The following is a 16,248-nucleotide window of genomic DNA, read 5'->3' as shown; positions in this document are numbered from 1 at the left end:
GATAGCCGCGGTCAGTGTGGTCTTGCCGTGGTCAACGTGACCGATGGTCCCGATGTTGACGTGCGGCTTCGTCCGCTCGAACTTCGCCTTCGCCACTTCTGTGTCCTCCTGGACTTGTTGGTGCTTGTTAAAGCAGTGTTGATGTTTTCAGTTATGCCGCGGTTAGTGACCGGGCAAGATTACTCCGCGTGGGTATTCACTCACCCGTCGCCTTCGCGATGATCTCCTTCGACACGTTGGCCGGCACTTCGGCGTAGGAGTCGAAGACCATGGAGTAGTTCGCCCGGCCTTGAGTCTTGGACCGCAGGTCGCCGACGTAGCCGAACATCTCCGACAGCGGCACATGTGCCTTGACCACGCGCGCACCGCTGCGCTCCTCCATGGCCTGGATCTGGCCACGGCGGGAGTTCAAGTCGCCGATCACGTCACCCATGTAGTCCTCGGGTGTGGTGACCTCGACAGCCATGATGGGTTCCAGGATGACCGGTTGCGCTTGCTGCGCAGCCTTTTTCAGCACCTGGGAACCGGCGATCTTGAACGCCATCTCAGAGGAGTCGACCTCGTGGAACGCACCGTCGAGCAGGGTGACCTTCAAATTCACCAGCGGGTAGCCGGCCAGCACGCCGTACTGCATGGCGTCCTGGGCACCCGCGTCCACCGACGGGATGTACTCCCGGGGGATGCGCCCACCGGTGACCTTGTTCTCGAACTCGTAAGTCGCGCCATCCTCGCCGTGGAACGGCTCGAGGTTGATCAGCACCTTGGCGAACTGGCCGGAACCTCCGGTCTGCTTCTTGTGGGTGAACTCGACCTTTTCCACCAACCGCTTGATGGTCTCCTTGTAGGCCACCTGCGGCTTGCCGACGTTGGCCTCGACCTTGAACTCGCGGCGCATGCGGTCGACCAGGATGTCCAGGTGCAGCTCGCCCATGCCGCCGATTACGGTTTGGCCGGTTTCGACGTCCTGGTGAACCTTGAAGGTCGGATCCTCCTCGGCGAGCTTCTGGATCGACAGGCTCAGCTTCTCCTGGTCGCTCTTGGTCTTGGGCTCGATGGCGACCTCGATCACCGGGTCGGGGAACGTCATCGACTCCAGCACGATCTGGTCGTTGGGGTCGCTCAGGGTGTCGCCGGTGGTGGTGTCCTTGAGGCCGATCACCGCGTAGATGTGGCCGGCGGACGCCGTCTCCACCGGGTTCTCCTTGTTGGCGTGCATCTGGAACAGCTTGCCCAGCCGCTCCTTCTTGCCCTTGGTGGCATTGATGACCTGCGACCCGGAATCGACCTTGCCCGAGTAGACCCGCACGTAGGTCAGCTTGCCGAAGAACGGGTGGGTGGCGACCTTGAACGCCAGCGCGGAGAACGGCTCGTCGGTTGACGGCTTGCGGGTGATCAACTCGTCTTCCTTGCCGGGCACGTGGCCTTCGGCGGGCGGCACGTCTAGCGGCGAGGGCAGGTAGTCGATCACGGCGTCGAGCATCGGCTGCACGCCCTTGTTCTTGAACGCGCTACCGCACAGCACCAGGTAGGCCTCGGAGCTGATGGTGAGCTTGCGCAGCGCACCCTTGATCTCCTCGACCGACAGTTCCTCGCCCCCGAAGTACTTCTCCAGCAGTGCTTCGTCGGTCTCGGCGACCGCCTCGATCAGCTTGGTGCGGTACTCGTCGGCCTTTTCCTGCAGTTCCGCGGGGATCTCGATGGTCTCGTAGGTCTCGCCGAGCTTGGTCTCGCCCCGCCACACCTTGGCGTTCATCTCGACCAGGTCCACGACGCCCTCGAAGTCACCCTCGGAGCCGACGGGCAGCTGGATCGGGATGACCCTTGCGCCGAGACGCTCTTCCATGGTCCGCACCGAGAAGTAGAAGTCGGCGCCGATCTTGTCCATCTTGTTGACGAAGCAGATCCGCGGGACGTCGTACTTGTCGGCCTGCCGCCACACCTGCTCGGACTGCGGCTCGACACCCTCCTTGCCGTCGAACACCGCGACGGCACCGTCGAGCACGCGCAGGCTGCGCTCCACCTCGACGGTGAAGTCGACGTGCCCTGGGGTGTCGATGATGTTGATCTGGTTGTCTTTCCAGAAGCAGGTGGTAGCGGCGGAGGTGATGGTGATCCCCCGCTCCTGCTCCTGCTCCATCCAGTCCATGGTGGCGGCGCCGTCGTGCACCTCACCGATCTTGTAGCTGATGCCGGTGTAGTAGAGGATGCGCTCCGTCGTCGTCGTCTTCCCGGCATCGATGTGCGCCATGATGCCGATGTTGCGGACCTTGGTCAGGTCGGTCAGCACGTCCTTCTGTGCCACAGAAGTCTTCCCACTCTTTCGGTTGCTTAGTTAGCTATTGCTCGCGCCTGCGGCCACTGTGCCGATGGCGCCGGGCCGGCGCCTACCAGCGATAATGCGCGAAGGCGCGGTTTGCCTCGGCCATCTTGTGGGTGTCCTCACGTCGTTTTACGGAGGCCCCCAGGCCATTGCTGGCATCCAGGATCTCGTTTGCCAGGCGCTCGATCATGGTCTTCTCCCGACGCTGCCGCGAGAAGCTGACCAGCCAGCGCAGCGCCAGCGTGGTGGACCGATCGGGACGCACCTCGACGGGCACCTGGTAGGTGGCACCACCAACGCGGCGGCTGCGCACTTCCAGGGCGGGCTTGACATTGTCCAGAGCCCGCTTGAGCGTGATCACCGGGTCGGTGCCGGTCTTTTCGCGGGCCTGTTCGAGCGCACCATAAACAATGCGCTCGGCCAGCGATTTCTTCCCCTGCAGCAGAACTTTGTTGACCAGCTGGGTGACCAGCTGGGATCCGTAGACCGGATCGTTGACCAGTGGACGCTTCGGCGCGGGCCCCTTGCGCGGCATCAGCTCTTCTCCTTCTTGGCGCCGTAGCGGCTGCGTGCCTGCTTGCGGTTTTTGACACCCTGGGTGTCCAGCGAGCCGCGGATGATCTTGTACCGCACACCCGGCAGGTCCTTCACCCGGCCACCGCGCACCAGAACCATCGAGTGCTCCTGAAGGTTGTGGCCCTCGCCGGGGATGTACGCCGTCACCTCAACCTGACTGGTCAGCTTGACACGCGCCACCTTCCGAAGCGCCGAGTTCGGCTTCTTCGGAGTCGTGGTGTACACGCGAGTGCACACGCCACGACGCTGCGGGCTGCCCTTGAGGGCCGCGGTCTTGACCTTGGCGATCTTGTCGCGGCGCCCCTTGCGGACCAGCTGCTGAATGGTTGGCATTTACCGGCTTCCTATGTCTTTCGTTCGATTCTCGGTGTTGCAAGTCTCTGTAGTGCAGTTATGCCCTGTCACGGTCCCCCGCGGCCGGGTGTGTCGCATGCGCCCGCCGCCGAACTTCATTCGTTGCGTCGTGGACATGCGAATTGGCCCGGCGCGCGCGTCTTAGGTGAAGCGCCTTAAGCCGCCAGGCCCGAGCAACCACAATACCCGCCGCAGGTCGGGCAGGTCAAAGCGACCGCATCGGCGTCCGGTGCCGCATTACCGGGGCTTATTCGGCGTTGGCTGCGCTGCGGCGCTCCATGCCCGCCGCCAGCCGCAGCACCATGTCGGAGAACACCGTGTCGGTGTCGACGATGTCGTCCATGACACCGGTCATCTCCAGCAGCACGAACCCGTGCATGGCCGACCAGAATTCCAGCGCCGCGTAAAAGGCCTGCTCGACGTCGAGCCCGTAGGACGACAACACGGCCATCACCGGAGCCGCCGCGCCTCTGGTGGCGGCCGAGTATTCGGGATCCTCGCCACCCGACAGCGGCATCCGGGTGAACGCCGAGTACCGGCCCGGGTGGTGATGGGCGTAGCTGCGATAGGCGGCGGCCATCACCAGCACCGCATCGTCGCCGATCCGTCCCTCGGCGACGCGGTTGAGCATGGTGATGATGTCGTCGATCACCCGCATTCGCACCGTGCGGCGCAGGTCCTCCAGGCTGTCGACGTGGTTGTACAGCGACGGACCTTTGGTCCCGAGCTGCGTCGCCAGCGCGTTGATCGTCAACGCGTCCCAGCCCTCCCGGTCCAGGAAGGTGAGCGCGGCGTTGACGATGATTTCGCGGCTCAGTCTGGCCGGACGGGCCGCAGACTTCGCCCCGGCGCCCGACCGACCGGCCGATGACTCCGGCTCAGCTGGCATGGCGATCGCCCTTCGGGTTGCACGGATCGGGTTGTTCACCACCGCTTTCTTGATGGCTAATAAACTAATGACTCTAGTCTGCCGATACCGCCCGCGGTGCGAACGACCCGATGTGGGGCGACGTCCGCGATGCGGTCGGCCGGCAAATCGGGGAAGCCGGCCATGACCGCGGCAATCCACGTACGCTCTGCTGCAGCGGATCACGCGCCATGGCGAGAGGAGCTCACCGTGAAACGGACACTCCCCTACCGAGCCCTGGCCGCCTGCGCGATAGCGATCCCGTTCACCGTGGCCGCCGGAGCGCCGACCGGGCAGGCCAAAAATGGCGATACCCACATCACCGGCGAAGGGGTCGAGCAGACGATCGACTGCAATGGCGCCACGCTGCTGGTCGACGGCACACGGACCACCGTCAACGCGCTGGGCACCTGCTGGGCGGTGACGGTGATGGGCTCGGGCCACACCGTCGTCGCCGACAACGTCGTGCACGACATCACCGTCTACGGCTCTAACGAGTCGGTTTTCTACAAGGGCGGGCAGCCGATTGTGTGGGACCGCGGCCGCGAACTCGGCATGACCAACCGGATCAGTCAGGTAGCGGGGTAACCGAGGAATGCGCGCACACAAAACCTCCCGACCGATAGCCCTGGTTCTTACGCTGTCTGCCGCAGTGCTGATGTTCGGGGTGGGCGGCTGCGGCGGCAAGAATAACAACGCGGCCCCGACGACATCCTCGGGCGCCTCCCCCACGTCCACGAGCTCGACGCCCTCGACGACAAGCACCGGTGCACAGTTCGATATCGGCAACACGATCAACTACGGATCCCTCGGTACCACAACCACTCTCGATTGCGGCGACGGCAAGTCGCTGAACGTGGGCGGCTCCAACAACACGCTGACCGTCAACGGCACTTGCGGCACGGTGAGCATCGGCGGCGCGGACAACAAGATCACCATCGACAAGATCGACAAACATCTCAACGTTGTCGGGTTCAACAACACGATCACCTACAAAGACGGCAACCCGAAGGTCGAGAACCTCGGCAGCGGCAACACCATCAACAAGGCCGGCTAGTCGCTTCGCTGCGCACGCGTGACTGTGGACCCTGACGGCCGCCGCGTTAACGTGAATATCGGGTGTTCACGAAAAGAGAAGAGTTGCAATGCCGTTCGATATCCTCATCAATGGCGGTGGCATCGCCGGACCCAGTTTGGCGTTCTGGCTCACCAGGCAGGGCCACGCCGTGACGGCTCGCGAACTACGCACGGGTGGGCAGTTCGTCGACTTCCGGGGCGCCTCGCTCGTCGTGCTCGAGAAGATGGGTCTGCTGGCGCAGGTGCGAGCGGGTGCCACGCAGATGGGCCCGCTCGTCCTCGTCAACGAACGCGGCAAGGAAATCGGCCGGCTACCCGCCGAAGTCATCAGCGGCGAGGTGGAAATCGTCTGGGGCGACTTAGCCCGCATCCTGTACGAAGCCGTGCGCGAGGATGTCACCTACCGCTTCGGCGTTCGCGTCGCGGCCATTCACGACGACGACGAACGGGTCGAGGTGACCTTCAGCGACGCATCGAGGGGCAGCTATGACCTCGTCATCGGGGCGGATGGGCTGCACTCCGGTGTGCGCGGCCTGACATTCGGTCCGGAAGAGCGGTACGTCACTCAGCTGGGGCAGTGTTTCGGATTCTTCGACATGGAGAACCGCCTGCGGATCGACCATTGCGGGATGGCTTGCGACGTTGGCGGTCGAACCGCAGCGTTGCAGGGCATCGACCCCGACAAGCCCGCCCGAGCGAGTTTCTATCTCACCGACCCTCGACTCGACTTCGACTATCGCGACGGCGAGGGCAACAAACGGCTGTTCGCCGAGCGGTTCGCCGGAATGGGTTGGGAGGTAAACAATTTGCTCGAAGGGCTCGCCGAGGCACCGCAGGTGTATTTCGACTCGATCGCCCAAGTCCACCTGGACTCTTACTCACGCGGACGGATATGCCTGATCGGTGACGCGGCTTGGTGTGCCTCGCCCCGGTCGGGCATGGGCACCAGCCTCGCGGTGGTCGGCGCTTACGTGCTGGCGCACGAGCTGGCAGCGGCGGGCGACGACCACGTGGCGGCGTTCGCCAGATATCAGCGGCTACTGGCACCGTATGTCGCGCGGTGTCAGCGGCTCGCGATCAACGCCCTGAAGACCGATCGTTTCTCCTCCGGCTGGCGCGCCCGACTACGCAACGCCGGTCTTGGGCTGCTGCGCATCCCGGCCGTCAGCAAGCTGGTCGCCAAGCAGTCGCTGGCGGTCGGACGGTCCTTCACGCTGCCGAGCTACTGAGCCGCGACGTCGTTACCCGGCGGCTGCGCCGTGGCGGCCGGCGCCGCCCGCGAAACGTCCAGCACCTTCCATTGCTTCGGCGGCCACCCGGGAAATGCTGGCGAATTCGTAGTCAAGAGCCTCTGATTCGCTTATCCCCCACTGGTGCAGCGCCGACAGGCGATCCGACCGCATGCACTGCTGGGGCAAGGCAGCCAGCTCGGCGGCCAGCTGCTCGGCCGCTTCGCGCGCCTGCCCTTTGGGCACAACGCGATTGGCCAGCCCGATCGCCAACGCTTCGGCGGCGTCGACCGCACGGCCGGTGAGAATCATGTCCATCGCCCGGCTCTGCCCGATCAACCGGGGCAGCCTGATGGTGCCGCCGTCGATCAGCGGCACCCCCCACCGCCGGCAGAACACCCCGAACACGGCGGTCTCCTCAGCCACCCGCAGGTCGCACCACAACGCGAGCTCCAGGCCACCGGCGACGGCGTAGCCACTGACCGCGGCGATCACCGGTTTTGACAGCACCATTCGCGTCGGCCCCATCGGGCCGGGACCCGTCCGATGCACGCCATTGGCTTCCGGCGTGCCGAACGCCTTCAAATCCGCTCCGGCACAGAAGGTTCCGTTATCGCCCCATAACACCGCCACCGAAGCGGTGTCGTCACGATCGAACTCGTCGAACGCCGCGAACAACCCAGCCGCCGTCGGGCCGTTGACGGCGTTGCGGGCCTCCGGCCGGTTCAGGATCACCGTGGTCACCGGCCCATTGCGTTCCACGCGTACCGGATCGGTCATGTCGCCTCCACTAATCGGATACCGTCGCGCCGCTCGGTCAGTTCGGCGGCGAAGTCGTTGTAGGCGGCGCGCAGCCGCGAGCCTGGCCAGTCGTCGGGCAGCAATTCGGCCGGCAACACCGGGTCGGTCAGCAGGTGGCGCACGATCGCCGCGGCGACCACGAACCGAGCCGGAACATCGGTTGCCTCCGACATCTCGGTGAGCATCCGGTGGCCGGTGCGGGCCCATGACGACAGGTCCCACAATTGGCCGGCCAGCTCGGCGGGCGCGTCGTCGCGGGCCTGCACTATCCGCACCCGCGCACGCAGTTGCACGTCCAGGTCGAGTTCGAGGTTGTCCGGGCGCATCCACACGCCTTCGCGCAGTTCTCCGAACCGCTTGTTGTGCAGCGTGGTTCGCAACGCGGCCCGGGTGCGGGGATCGGTGCCGACGCTGGTGACGATCAAGGTGGTCCAGTATCCGTGCCAGGGTCGCAGCTGGGGCCGCATGGCGTCGTCCTGTCTGCGCTGACGAGCCAGCAGCCGATCGGAGAGCCGGTAGCCGTCGGCGGACCGGATCAGGTCACCGGCGCCGACCATCCGGGTCAGCGCGACCCGCAACGTGGTTTCCTTGATGCCGAAGTCGTTGGTGAGCCTTATCAATTCAGCCGCGCTGGCCCACGCGGGATGGGCGCCGAGCAGCACGCTGAGCACCACCGACCGGGCGGTCATGCGGGCCAGCGATTTCGGCATCGTGTTGACCCGTCAGACCTGGGAAGCTCGGCGTCCGTGGTCCCCGAACGGCTCGTCGCGGTGACGCACCGCATCGCGGAAGCCGTGCTCGACGGCGTCGGCGACGAACGCGTGCCCCTCGGGTGTGTGCCGGGCGACCCCGTCGAAGACTGTGCTGACCATCCTGCTGGTGGCCACACCCTGCTGCAGCAGCGCCGAATTGAGCGCGAGTTTGACCATGATCAGCTGATTGACCGGCACCGCAGCGATCCGCTCGACCAGGCGTTCGGTGCGCTCGTCAAGGTCTTCGGGATCGGGCGCGTCGATCGCCAAACCCCACTCGGCGGCTTGCGCCCCGGTGATGCAATCCCCGGTCAGCAGAAGGCGTTTGGCACGCTGGTCGCCCAGCCGATGCGCCCACAGCCCGGCCGCCGGCACGCCCCACACCCGGGTTGGCGGATAGCCGATCTTCGCGTCGGACGCGGCGATCACCTGGTCGGCGTGCAGGGCGATGTCGGTGCCGCCGGCCACACAATAGCCATGGATCTTGACCACCGTCGGCTTGTCCGCGTGCATCAGACTGGAAAAACCGCGGACGAACCGGCTCATCATCTGGTAGTCGATCATCGGGTCCCACGGCTGATTCGGTAAGTGGTTGACCGCCTGGGTCTTACCGTCCAGCACGGTCCCGCTGTAGGCGCCGGTGCCACCGGCCGAGCCGGTGCCATCCGCGTAGGCACTCAGGTCGAAACCCGCGCAGAAACCCTCACCCCGGCCGGAGACCAGGATGACGTGCACGTTCGGGTCCAGATCGGCCCGCTCGACCAGGGCCGACAGTTCCAGCGGGGTGTCGGCGATGATCGCGTTGCCCTTCTCGGGCCGGTTGAACGTGATCCGGGCAACCCGGTCGGTGACCTCGTAGGTCATCGTCTTCAGGTTGTCGAAGTCGACCGGCCTGATGGCGTGCGTCATGCTGCGGCTCAGCCCTTTACCAGAGCTCGCTCCAGGATCGGCGCGAGGTCGAGTCCGTCTGGCATGGTGCCGAACGCCCCGCCCCACTGCCCGTCGAGGCGGGTGGCCAAGAACGCCTCGGCAACCGCGGGATGTCCGTGGCGTACCAGCAGCGAGCCCTGCAGCGCCAGGCAGATGTCCTCGGCAACCTTGCGGGCCCGGTAGGCGATGGTGTCCAGATTGCCGAGCTGCGAGCGCAGCCGCTCGATGTGGCCGTCCAACCGCGGATCCTGGCCCGTGCTCTTAGCAAGCTCGTCGAACAGCACCTCGACACATTCCGGGCGAGTGGCCATGGCGCGCAGCGTATCCAGCGCGCTGACGTTGCCGGAGCCCTCCCAGATACCCATCAGCGGGGCCTCGCGGTATAGCCGCGGCATGCCGGAATCCTCGACATAACCGTTCCCGCCCAGGCATTCCAGCGCCTCGGCGGCGTGCGGCGTGGCGCGCTTGCACACCCAGTACTTACTGGCCGCCAGCCCGATCCGGCGCAGCAGCGCTTCCTGCTGGTCGCCGCGGACCGCCTTGTCGGTGGCGCCGGCCATCCGCATCGCCACCATGGTGGCTGCCTCAGCCTCAACAGCCAAGTCCGCCAACACGTTTCGCATCAGCGGCTGGTCGATCAGATACTCGCCGAAAGCCTTGCGGTGCTGCGCGTGGTGGATGGCGGTGGTCAGCCCGGTGCGCATGCTGGTCGCGCTGCCCAGCGTGCAGTCCAACCGGGTCAGGTTGACCATCTCGATGATGGTTGCCACACCGCGGCCCTCCTCGCCGACCAGCCATGCGGTGGCACCGTCATACTCGACCTCGCTGGACGCGTTGGCGTGGTTGCCCAGTTTGTCTTTGAGGCGCTGCAGCAGCATCCGGTTGCGGGTGCCGTCGGGCAGCACCCGAGGCAAAAAGAAGCAGGACAGTCCGCCCGGCGCCTGCGCGAGCACCAGGAAGATGTCGCACATCGGCGCGGACGTGAACCACTTGTGACCGGTCAGCCGGTAGGTGCCGTCGTCGTTGCGGGTGGCCTCGGTGGTGCCGGCGCGAACGTCGGAGCCGCCCTGCTTTTCGGTCATCGACATGCCGGCGGTGAGCCCGGGTTTCGTCGTCGGCACCTTGAGCTCCGGGTCGTAGTGCCGGCTGGTCAGCAGCGGCTCGTAGACGCCGGCGAGCTCGGGGTTGAAGCGCAACGCCGGGACGACTGCGTAGGTCATGGAGACCGGGCAGGTGTGGCCGGGCTCGACGTTCCAGACCGACATCTTGGCGGCGCGAACCACGTGCGTACCCGGCCGGTCGTCGGCCCACGGTGCGGCGTGCAGGCCGTGCTCGATCGCGGTCCGCATCAGCTCGTGGTAGGCGGGGTCGTACTCGACCTCGTCGACGCGGTGCCCGAAACGGTCGTGGGTGTGCAGGATCGGCCGGTTGCGGTCGGCCAGCTCACTCCACCGGTGCGCTTGCTTGGAACCGGAAATCGCACCGACCGTGGTCACCTCGTCCAGGCCCCACTGCCCGCCTTCGCGGATAAGCGCCTCGATGAGTACCGGGGAGGACGCCGGGTTGTGCTCCTCCAGCGGGGGTACCTGGTTGGTGACGACATGCGTATCTGACATGCCGCTAATATTACAATTTTTCTACAACCGCACAAGACCTGTAATGCTCAATGGGGATGCGCGGCGAAGAATTGCCAGAGTTTTGCGGTCGCGAAGTCGGGCCACTCGTGGCCGCCACCGTCGACTGTGATCAGCACCACGCTGCGGTTGTCGGGGCATCCCGCGGTGGACGTGGCGACCGAACCGCTAGTGGTGGTCGCCGGGGCGCCGCAGTGGTCGACGTTGCGCCAGAAAGCATTCAGCTTCGGAATCGGTGGCCCATCGAGGTGAACGAAACCGTGGCCAGGCCCGCCCGGATAGGGAACCAGCGGATCCTTGGTGCCGTGAATGTGCATGACCGACGTGGGATGTGGAGAGTGGCAGGGATCCAGCTGAGTCCCCGAAACCGGGCCGATCGCGGCGAAGATGCCGGTGTCGCAGGCCAACGTGTAGTCCATCATGCCGCCGTTGCTCATGCCGGTTGCGTAGACGCGCGAAGCGTCGACGCTGACGTTGCGTTCGACGTCGGCAACGGCCGCCGTGATGAAGCCGACGTCGTCGATGCCTTCCTTGGCCGGCCGGCCGCAGCAGCCGGCGCCGTTGACGTTCCAGGCCCGGTTGACACCGTCCGGGTAGGCCACGATGAACTTGGACGAGTCTGCCAATTCATCCCAGCCGTAAGCCCTTTCGGCGTGTGCGGCGTTGCCGAAACCGCCGTGCAGCACGAGAACCAGCGGGGCAGATGCGGGCAATCCCTTAGGCATATACAACCGGTAGATGCGGTCATGGCCGCCGACGCTGAGCGTATGCACGCTGGTGCCCTCGACGAAGGCCGGCGGCTTGCCCGACTCCCTGCCGACGCAACCGGCGATGACCAATACCACTGCGAGAACGGCGACGACCCGCGCAAGCATGGCGGAGGTGTCCCTCAGCTCAGCCGGTCACGAAGAAACGCGATGTCGTCCTTGCGGCCCTCGTCGGCCGTTTCGCAGATAACCGGCGCGCCCGCCGCCCGCACCACCGCCACCAGCAGGTCGGGATCGATCTGCCCGGTGCCGAAGTTGGCGTGCCGGTCGCGGCCCGAGCCCGCCGAGTCCTTGGAGTCGTTGCAGTGCACCAGGTCGATGCGGCCGGTGATGCCCTTGATGCGCTCGACGGCGTCGACCAGCGCCTCGCCCGCCGCCCAGGCGTGGCAGGTATCCAGGCAGAAGCCGATACCGCTGTCGCCGATGTGGTCCCAGAGCCGTCCGATGGTGTCGAAGTGACGGGCCATCGCGTGATCACCGCCGGCGGTGTTCTCCAGGTAGACCGGAACTTTCGTCTGCAATTGGTCGAGCGCCTTACGCCAGCGCTGGAAGCCTTCGTCGAGGTCGCTGTCCTCGGCGACGTGGCCGCCGTGCACGATCACCGCGGCAGCGCCGATCTCGGCAGCCGCGTCACAGGTGTCCTGCAAGATTTTGCGCGACGGGATCCGCACCCGGTTGTTCGCCGACGCGACGTTGATCAGGTACGGCGCGTGAACGTACAGCGGCACGCTCGACGCCTTCAGCGCCTCGGCGTCGTCGCGCGGCTTCGGCTTTTTCCAGCTCTGCGGGTTGCCGAGGAAGAACTGCACCACCTCGGCGCCGTCGGCCTGCGCGGCGGCCAAAGGATCGTCTTGGTGGACATGTGAACCGATAAGCACGTCGGCCAGTCTAATGAGGCAAGCGGACAGTCTGGCCTGCGCGCGTACCGACGGTTGCCCCTCATGTCGCAGCGGGCGATACCGTCCCCAGTCGGTTCAGCTCCAGCGGGCTTTCCGCCACCACAGACCGGTGCCGTCCGTAGACGAATTCAAAGATCGGCGTGGCCATCAGTGTGGTGACGATCGCCACCAAGACCAGAATGCTGAACAGCGTCGGCGTGATGATGCCAGCCTGCAGACCGATGTTGAGAAGAATCAGTTCAATCAGGCCGCGAGCGTTCATCAACGATCCCAGCGCGACGGACTCGCGCCAGGACACGCGTTTGAAGCGTGCGGCCAGCGTGCAGGCGATTCCCTTGCCTGCGATCGAGGCGACCAGGATTCCCAATGTCACCGCCCACAACATTGGCCTGTTCAGCAGACCGATCTGGGTGTTCAGCCCGGAATAGACGAAGAACAGCGGCAGCAGAAAGGTCGTGACCAGAGGTTCGAGAGTGGCAGTCAGATGTCGTGCGAAGAAGCCCCTCGGCATGGCGACGCCAAGGATGAATGCGCCGAATATGGCGTAGATGCCTACGGTGTCGGTGACCCACGCGCACGCCATAAGCAGGATCAGGACCGTGCTCAGCACTGCTGGGGTGATCGTGTTGCGTCGCTGCGAGATCGTGCCCAGCACCCGTAATGCTCTGCGGCCGACCGTCAAAAGCAGGAGCGTGTAGAGGATTCCGCCGATAATCGCCGTGGCGGCGACGGCGACACTGCCGCGGTGGACGGCGAGCACCGTGGCCAGGATGCACCACGACAGTGCGTCGTCGCTGGCACCGCACGCCAGCGCGAGCGTGCCCAGCGACGTTCCGGACAGTCCCCGTTCGTAAATGATGCGGGCCAGCATGGGAAAGGCGGTCGTCGCGATCGACGCACCGAGGAACATCATCGCCATGACGAGCGTGACGCTCTTGTCGAAATAGATTCGGCCGGCCAACAGCGGTGCGGCGAGCATTGCGCCCAAGGCCAGCGGGGTGCCGATGCCGGCCGCCGACACTGCGACCGCAGTACCGACGCGATGCTTGACCAGGTTCACGTCGAAGTTCAGGCCAATCAGGAACATGTACAGCACCAGGCCGATCTGCGCCGCCGTATAAAGCACCACGTTCGCCGGCCCCGGCGGAAACAGGTGCTGTTGCACTCCGGGCGCCAGGCGGCCAAGCAATGACGGGCCCAGCAGCACGCCCGCGACCATCTCTCCGACAACTTGCGGCTGGCCAAGCCGTTGTGACAACAGCCCGACCACGCGACACGTCACCAAAATCGCTGCGAGCTCGAGAAAGAAGTGAACGGCGGTACCTGCGGGCATAAGTGGGGTCCTAAGGCTTAGCGCGCGCATCGTGGACAGGACGGTCAGGTTCGGCGGGCCCTGCAGCTGCGCTCGCGCACCTTGCCTGACCTTCGAGATAGAGTAACCTACTTAAATATTAAGTAACTGTTCTATCTCGAGCCCTTCGAAGGGGGAGATGTGGACCTGCAGGCGCAGCTGTCGCGACTGAGCCCGGAAGCCCGGGCGGGGCTGGCCGAAAAGATCAAGATGCGGCTGGTCGGAGAGGCCCGGACCCCAGCTGACCACGACGTCGTCATTGCCGGAGCCGGAGTTGCCGCGCAGACACTGGCGCTGGAAATCCACCGCGCCCGGCCGCACACCCGGATCGCGATCGTCAGCCCTAACCCGCACCCGGTTCCGGAGATCACTCACACGGTTGGCGAGTCCACCGTCGAAATCGCCGCGCAATATCTGCGTGACCGACTCGACCTGGCCGACCACCTCAACGCCGCGCAGCTCCGCAAGATGGGGCTGCGGATGTTCTTCTCCCACGACGACAACGCCGACATCGCGGGGCGGATGGAACTCGGCAGCTCGACGTTCACCCCCCAGGTCACTTATCAGATCGACCGCGGCAGGCTGGAGAACGAGCTGCATCGGCGGTGCGTGGACGCAGGTATCGACATCATCTGCGGCCGAATGCGATCGGTCGAGTTCGGCGGGGGTGCTGACCCGCACACGGTGTCCATCCAGAATGGCGACAAGGTCACCGCGACCACCGCCCGGTGGGTGGTCGACGCGTCGGGACGCAACCGGGCGCTGCCCCGGCAGTTGGATCTCAAACGAGCCACCGAGCACCATTGCAATGCCGTGTGGTTGCGGGTGGCGACCGAGATCGATGTGGGCCGGTGGAGCGACGACCCGAGTTGGCAGGCTCGTCTCGTCGAAGGTGACCGGGCGATGTCCACCAATCACCTGATGGGAGAGGGTTATTGGGTGTGGCTCATCCGACTCGCGTCGGGGTCCACCAGCGTCGGCATCGTCGCCGATCCCGCGTTTCATGCCTTCAACGACTTCAACACCCTCGCCAAAGCCCGCAGGTGGTTAGATTGCCACGAGCCGCAGTGCGCGGCCGTGCTTGCCGAGAACGAACACCTGATCAAAGACTTCAGGGTGATGAAGCACTACAGCCATGCGGCCACCAAAATCTACGACGCGACGAATCGTTGGTGTCTGACGGGCGATGCGGGCGTCTTCCTCGACCCGCTCTACTCGTCTGGGCTGGATCTCGTCGCGATCGGCAACGGTCTGATCACCGACATCATCACCCGTGAACTTGACGGCGAAGACGTCATCGCTCGATGCGGCATCAACGACTCGCTGTTTCGTTCGCTTACCGACATGTGGCTCAACATCTACTGCAACCAGTACCAGCTGATGGGCTCACCAGCCGTCATGTCGGCGAAAGTAATCTGGGACATCGCTTTCTACTGGGGCTTTCTCGGCCTGGTGTACAGCAACGACCGATTCGCCAGTGTCGCCGACGATCCCGGGGTGGTGCCGCAGCTGGAAGGCCTGATCGAACTCAGCAACCGCATGCAACGATTCTTTCGAGAGTGGGCCCGCATCGAAAGTGCTCGTCCGTCTCAGCAGTTCGTCGATTTGTACGCGCCGCAGAACTTCATGGTGGCGCTGCACACCGCGATGATGGGCCGATCCCCCGACTTCGACACCCAGTTCGACACCAACATCCGAACGTTGCGCCAACTGGCCGGCCAGTTAGTCGAGACACTAATGGCCGAAAAGTGCCGATCGTTTTCCGACGACAACGTCATGCGGCAGATACAGGACTGGCAATGCGACTCGCTGCTGCAAGAACTGCGCGCTACATACCGCGACGAGCAGGGCGCCAACCCGCTCAGCCAGCACTGGATCGTACAAGCCACTCCCGCACTCGAATTCAGTTGAACTCCGCCGAAAACGCCGTCTCCTCGGAACCCGGCGCAAAGCTGAGGCTTGAATGACGATGTCTACGCAGCACGGATACCGGCCATCGTTGGCAATCGTTGGCGTCGGGTGTCACTTCCCGGGCGGTGCACACACCCCCGAGGGCTATTGGGATCTGCTGTGCAGCGCCACCGACGCCACCAGCACTGTTCCCGAAACCCGCTGGAACGCAGCGAAATATTTTGATCCGAACCCGGCGAAGGCCGGCAAGATGACCACCCGTCGCGGCGGGTTTCTCACCGAGATCGACCAATTCGACCCGCAATTCTTCGGCATCTCACCGCGCGAGGCGAACCTGCTTGATCCACAACAACGGCTCCTGCTGCGGACGACGTGGGAAGCATTGGAAGACAGCGGAATTCCGGCAGACAGCCTAGCGGGCACCGAAGTCGGCGTGTTCGTGGGCGGTTTCACACTTGACTACCAACTACTGCAGAATCAGGGCCGCACCAGCCGGTACCGGTTCAAAACCCATTCCGCCACCGGAATGATGATGACAATGCTGGCGAACCGGATCTCGTTTGCATTCGACTTCCGTGGACCGAGCATGACGATCGACACCGCGTGCTCGAGCTCGCTCGTCGCGGTACACCTTGCGGCGCGCAGCATCTGGGACGGCGAATGTGATCTCGCGCTTGCCGGCGGCGTGAATATCATGATCGGCCCCAACACAGCGATCGCGGAATCCAAGAGCGGATTCC

17 protein-coding genes are annotated in these 16,248 nt (G+C 64.8%); 5 read left to right on the top strand and 12 right to left on the bottom strand.

Going from position 1 to position 16,248, the window contains the following annotated elements; all coding sequences use genetic code 11:
- The 5 genes from VKI00_RS05055 to VKI00_RS05035 form a co-directional block, all read right to left on the bottom strand.
- Nucleotides 1-96, bottom strand: a 96-nt coding sequence (locus VKI00_RS05055; RefSeq protein ID WP_199505807.1) for a GTP-binding protein, incomplete at its 3' end; no start/stop codon positions are given.
- 100 nt (nt 97-196) lie between these two features.
- Nucleotides 197-2,302 (bottom strand): elongation factor G, encoded by a 2,106-nt coding sequence (gene fusA / locus VKI00_RS05050; protein ID WP_324435913.1) that lies wholly within the window; start codon nt 2,300-2,302, stop codon nt 197-199.
- Nucleotides 2,303-2,384: 82 nt separating this feature from the next.
- A complete protein-coding gene (gene rpsG / locus VKI00_RS05045; RefSeq protein WP_324435912.1) occupies nt 2,385-2,855 on the bottom strand; it encodes a 30S ribosomal protein S7 in 471 nt (156 codons plus the stop codon).
- A complete protein-coding gene (gene rpsL, locus VKI00_RS05040) occupies nt 2,855-3,229 on the bottom strand; it encodes a 30S ribosomal protein S12 (RefSeq protein ID WP_007167812.1) in 375 nt (124 codons plus the stop codon). Before rpsL ends, rpsG begins: the two co-directional genes overlap by 1 nt.
- A gap of 268 nt (nt 3,230-3,497) precedes the next feature.
- Entirely contained in the window at nt 3,498-4,139 is a 642-nt protein-coding gene (locus tag VKI00_RS05035; RefSeq protein ID WP_324435911.1) for a TetR/AcrR family transcriptional regulator, read from the bottom strand.
- Nucleotides 4,140-4,367: 228 nt separating this feature from the next.
- Here VKI00_RS05035 and VKI00_RS05030 point away from each other — a divergent pair, with 228 nt between their 5' ends.
- From VKI00_RS05030 to VKI00_RS05020, 3 genes are all read left to right on the top strand, one after another.
- Nucleotides 4,368-4,745: a DUF3060 domain-containing protein gene (locus VKI00_RS05030; RefSeq protein ID WP_414687119.1), complete on the top strand. Its 378-nt coding sequence runs from the start codon at nt 4,368-4,370 to the stop codon at nt 4,743-4,745.
- A gap of 7 nt (nt 4,746-4,752) precedes the next feature.
- Nucleotides 4,753-5,214: a DUF3060 domain-containing protein gene (locus VKI00_RS05025; RefSeq protein WP_414687118.1), complete on the top strand. Its 462-nt coding sequence runs from the start codon at nt 4,753-4,755 to the stop codon at nt 5,212-5,214.
- Between the two features lie 88 nt (nt 5,215-5,302).
- A complete protein-coding gene (locus tag VKI00_RS05020) occupies nt 5,303-6,463 on the top strand; it encodes an FAD-dependent monooxygenase (RefSeq protein WP_324435910.1) in 1,161 nt (386 codons plus the stop codon).
- Nucleotides 6,464-6,475: 12 nt separating this feature from the next.
- Here the strand turns inward: VKI00_RS05020 and VKI00_RS05015 are convergent, their stop codons facing one another.
- From VKI00_RS05015 to VKI00_RS04985, 7 genes are all read right to left on the bottom strand, one after another.
- A complete protein-coding gene (locus tag VKI00_RS05015; RefSeq protein ID WP_324435909.1) occupies nt 6,476-7,243 on the bottom strand; it encodes a crotonase/enoyl-CoA hydratase family protein in 768 nt (255 codons plus the stop codon).
- Nucleotides 7,240-7,962, bottom strand: coding sequence for a PaaX family transcriptional regulator C-terminal domain-containing protein (locus VKI00_RS05010; protein WP_324435914.1), 723 nt, complete (start codon nt 7,960-7,962; stop codon nt 7,240-7,242). Before VKI00_RS05010 ends, VKI00_RS05015 begins: the two co-directional genes overlap by 4 nt.
- A 24-nt stretch (nt 7,963-7,986) precedes the next feature.
- Entirely contained in the window at nt 7,987-8,925 is a 939-nt protein-coding gene (locus VKI00_RS05005) for a crotonase/enoyl-CoA hydratase family protein (protein WP_324435908.1), read from the bottom strand.
- Nucleotides 8,926-8,933: 8 nt separating this feature from the next.
- Nucleotides 8,934-10,562 (bottom strand): acyl-CoA dehydrogenase family protein, encoded by a 1,629-nt coding sequence (locus tag VKI00_RS05000; RefSeq protein ID WP_324435907.1) that lies wholly within the window; start codon nt 10,560-10,562, stop codon nt 8,934-8,936.
- A gap of 47 nt (nt 10,563-10,609) precedes the next feature.
- Entirely contained in the window at nt 10,610-11,455 is an 846-nt protein-coding gene (locus tag VKI00_RS04995; RefSeq protein WP_324435906.1) for an alpha/beta hydrolase family esterase, read from the bottom strand.
- Between the two features lie 14 nt (nt 11,456-11,469).
- Complete coding sequence (locus tag VKI00_RS04990; protein ID WP_324435905.1) at nt 11,470-12,225, bottom strand: deoxyribonuclease IV; 756 nt, start codon at nt 12,223-12,225, stop codon at nt 11,470-11,472.
- A 61-nt stretch (nt 12,226-12,286) separates the two neighbouring features.
- On the bottom strand, nt 12,287-13,579 hold the full coding sequence (locus VKI00_RS04985; RefSeq protein WP_324435904.1) for a cation:proton antiporter: 1,293 nt from the start codon (nt 13,577-13,579) through the stop codon (nt 12,287-12,289).
- A gap of 159 nt (nt 13,580-13,738) precedes the next feature.
- On the opposite strand from VKI00_RS04985, the gene VKI00_RS04980 reads away from it, so the two are divergent.
- Together VKI00_RS04980 and VKI00_RS04975 are read left to right on the top strand one after the other, a co-directional pair.
- Nucleotides 13,739-15,508 (top strand): NAD(P)/FAD-dependent oxidoreductase, encoded by a 1,770-nt coding sequence (locus tag VKI00_RS04980; protein ID WP_324435903.1) that lies wholly within the window; start codon nt 13,739-13,741, stop codon nt 15,506-15,508.
- A gap of 52 nt (nt 15,509-15,560) precedes the next feature.
- Nucleotides 15,561-16,248 (top strand): polyketide synthase (locus tag VKI00_RS04975; protein ID WP_324435902.1); only part of this gene is annotated, 688 nt, incomplete at its 3' end.

It is taken from the genome of Mycobacterium sp. (genome assembly GCF_035314665.1).
Taxonomy (GTDB): domain Bacteria; phylum Actinomycetota; class Actinomycetes; order Mycobacteriales; family Mycobacteriaceae; genus Mycobacterium.
Note: the sequence above shows the minus strand (reverse complement) of the source record. Positions and strands in the feature narration are given on the sequence as shown.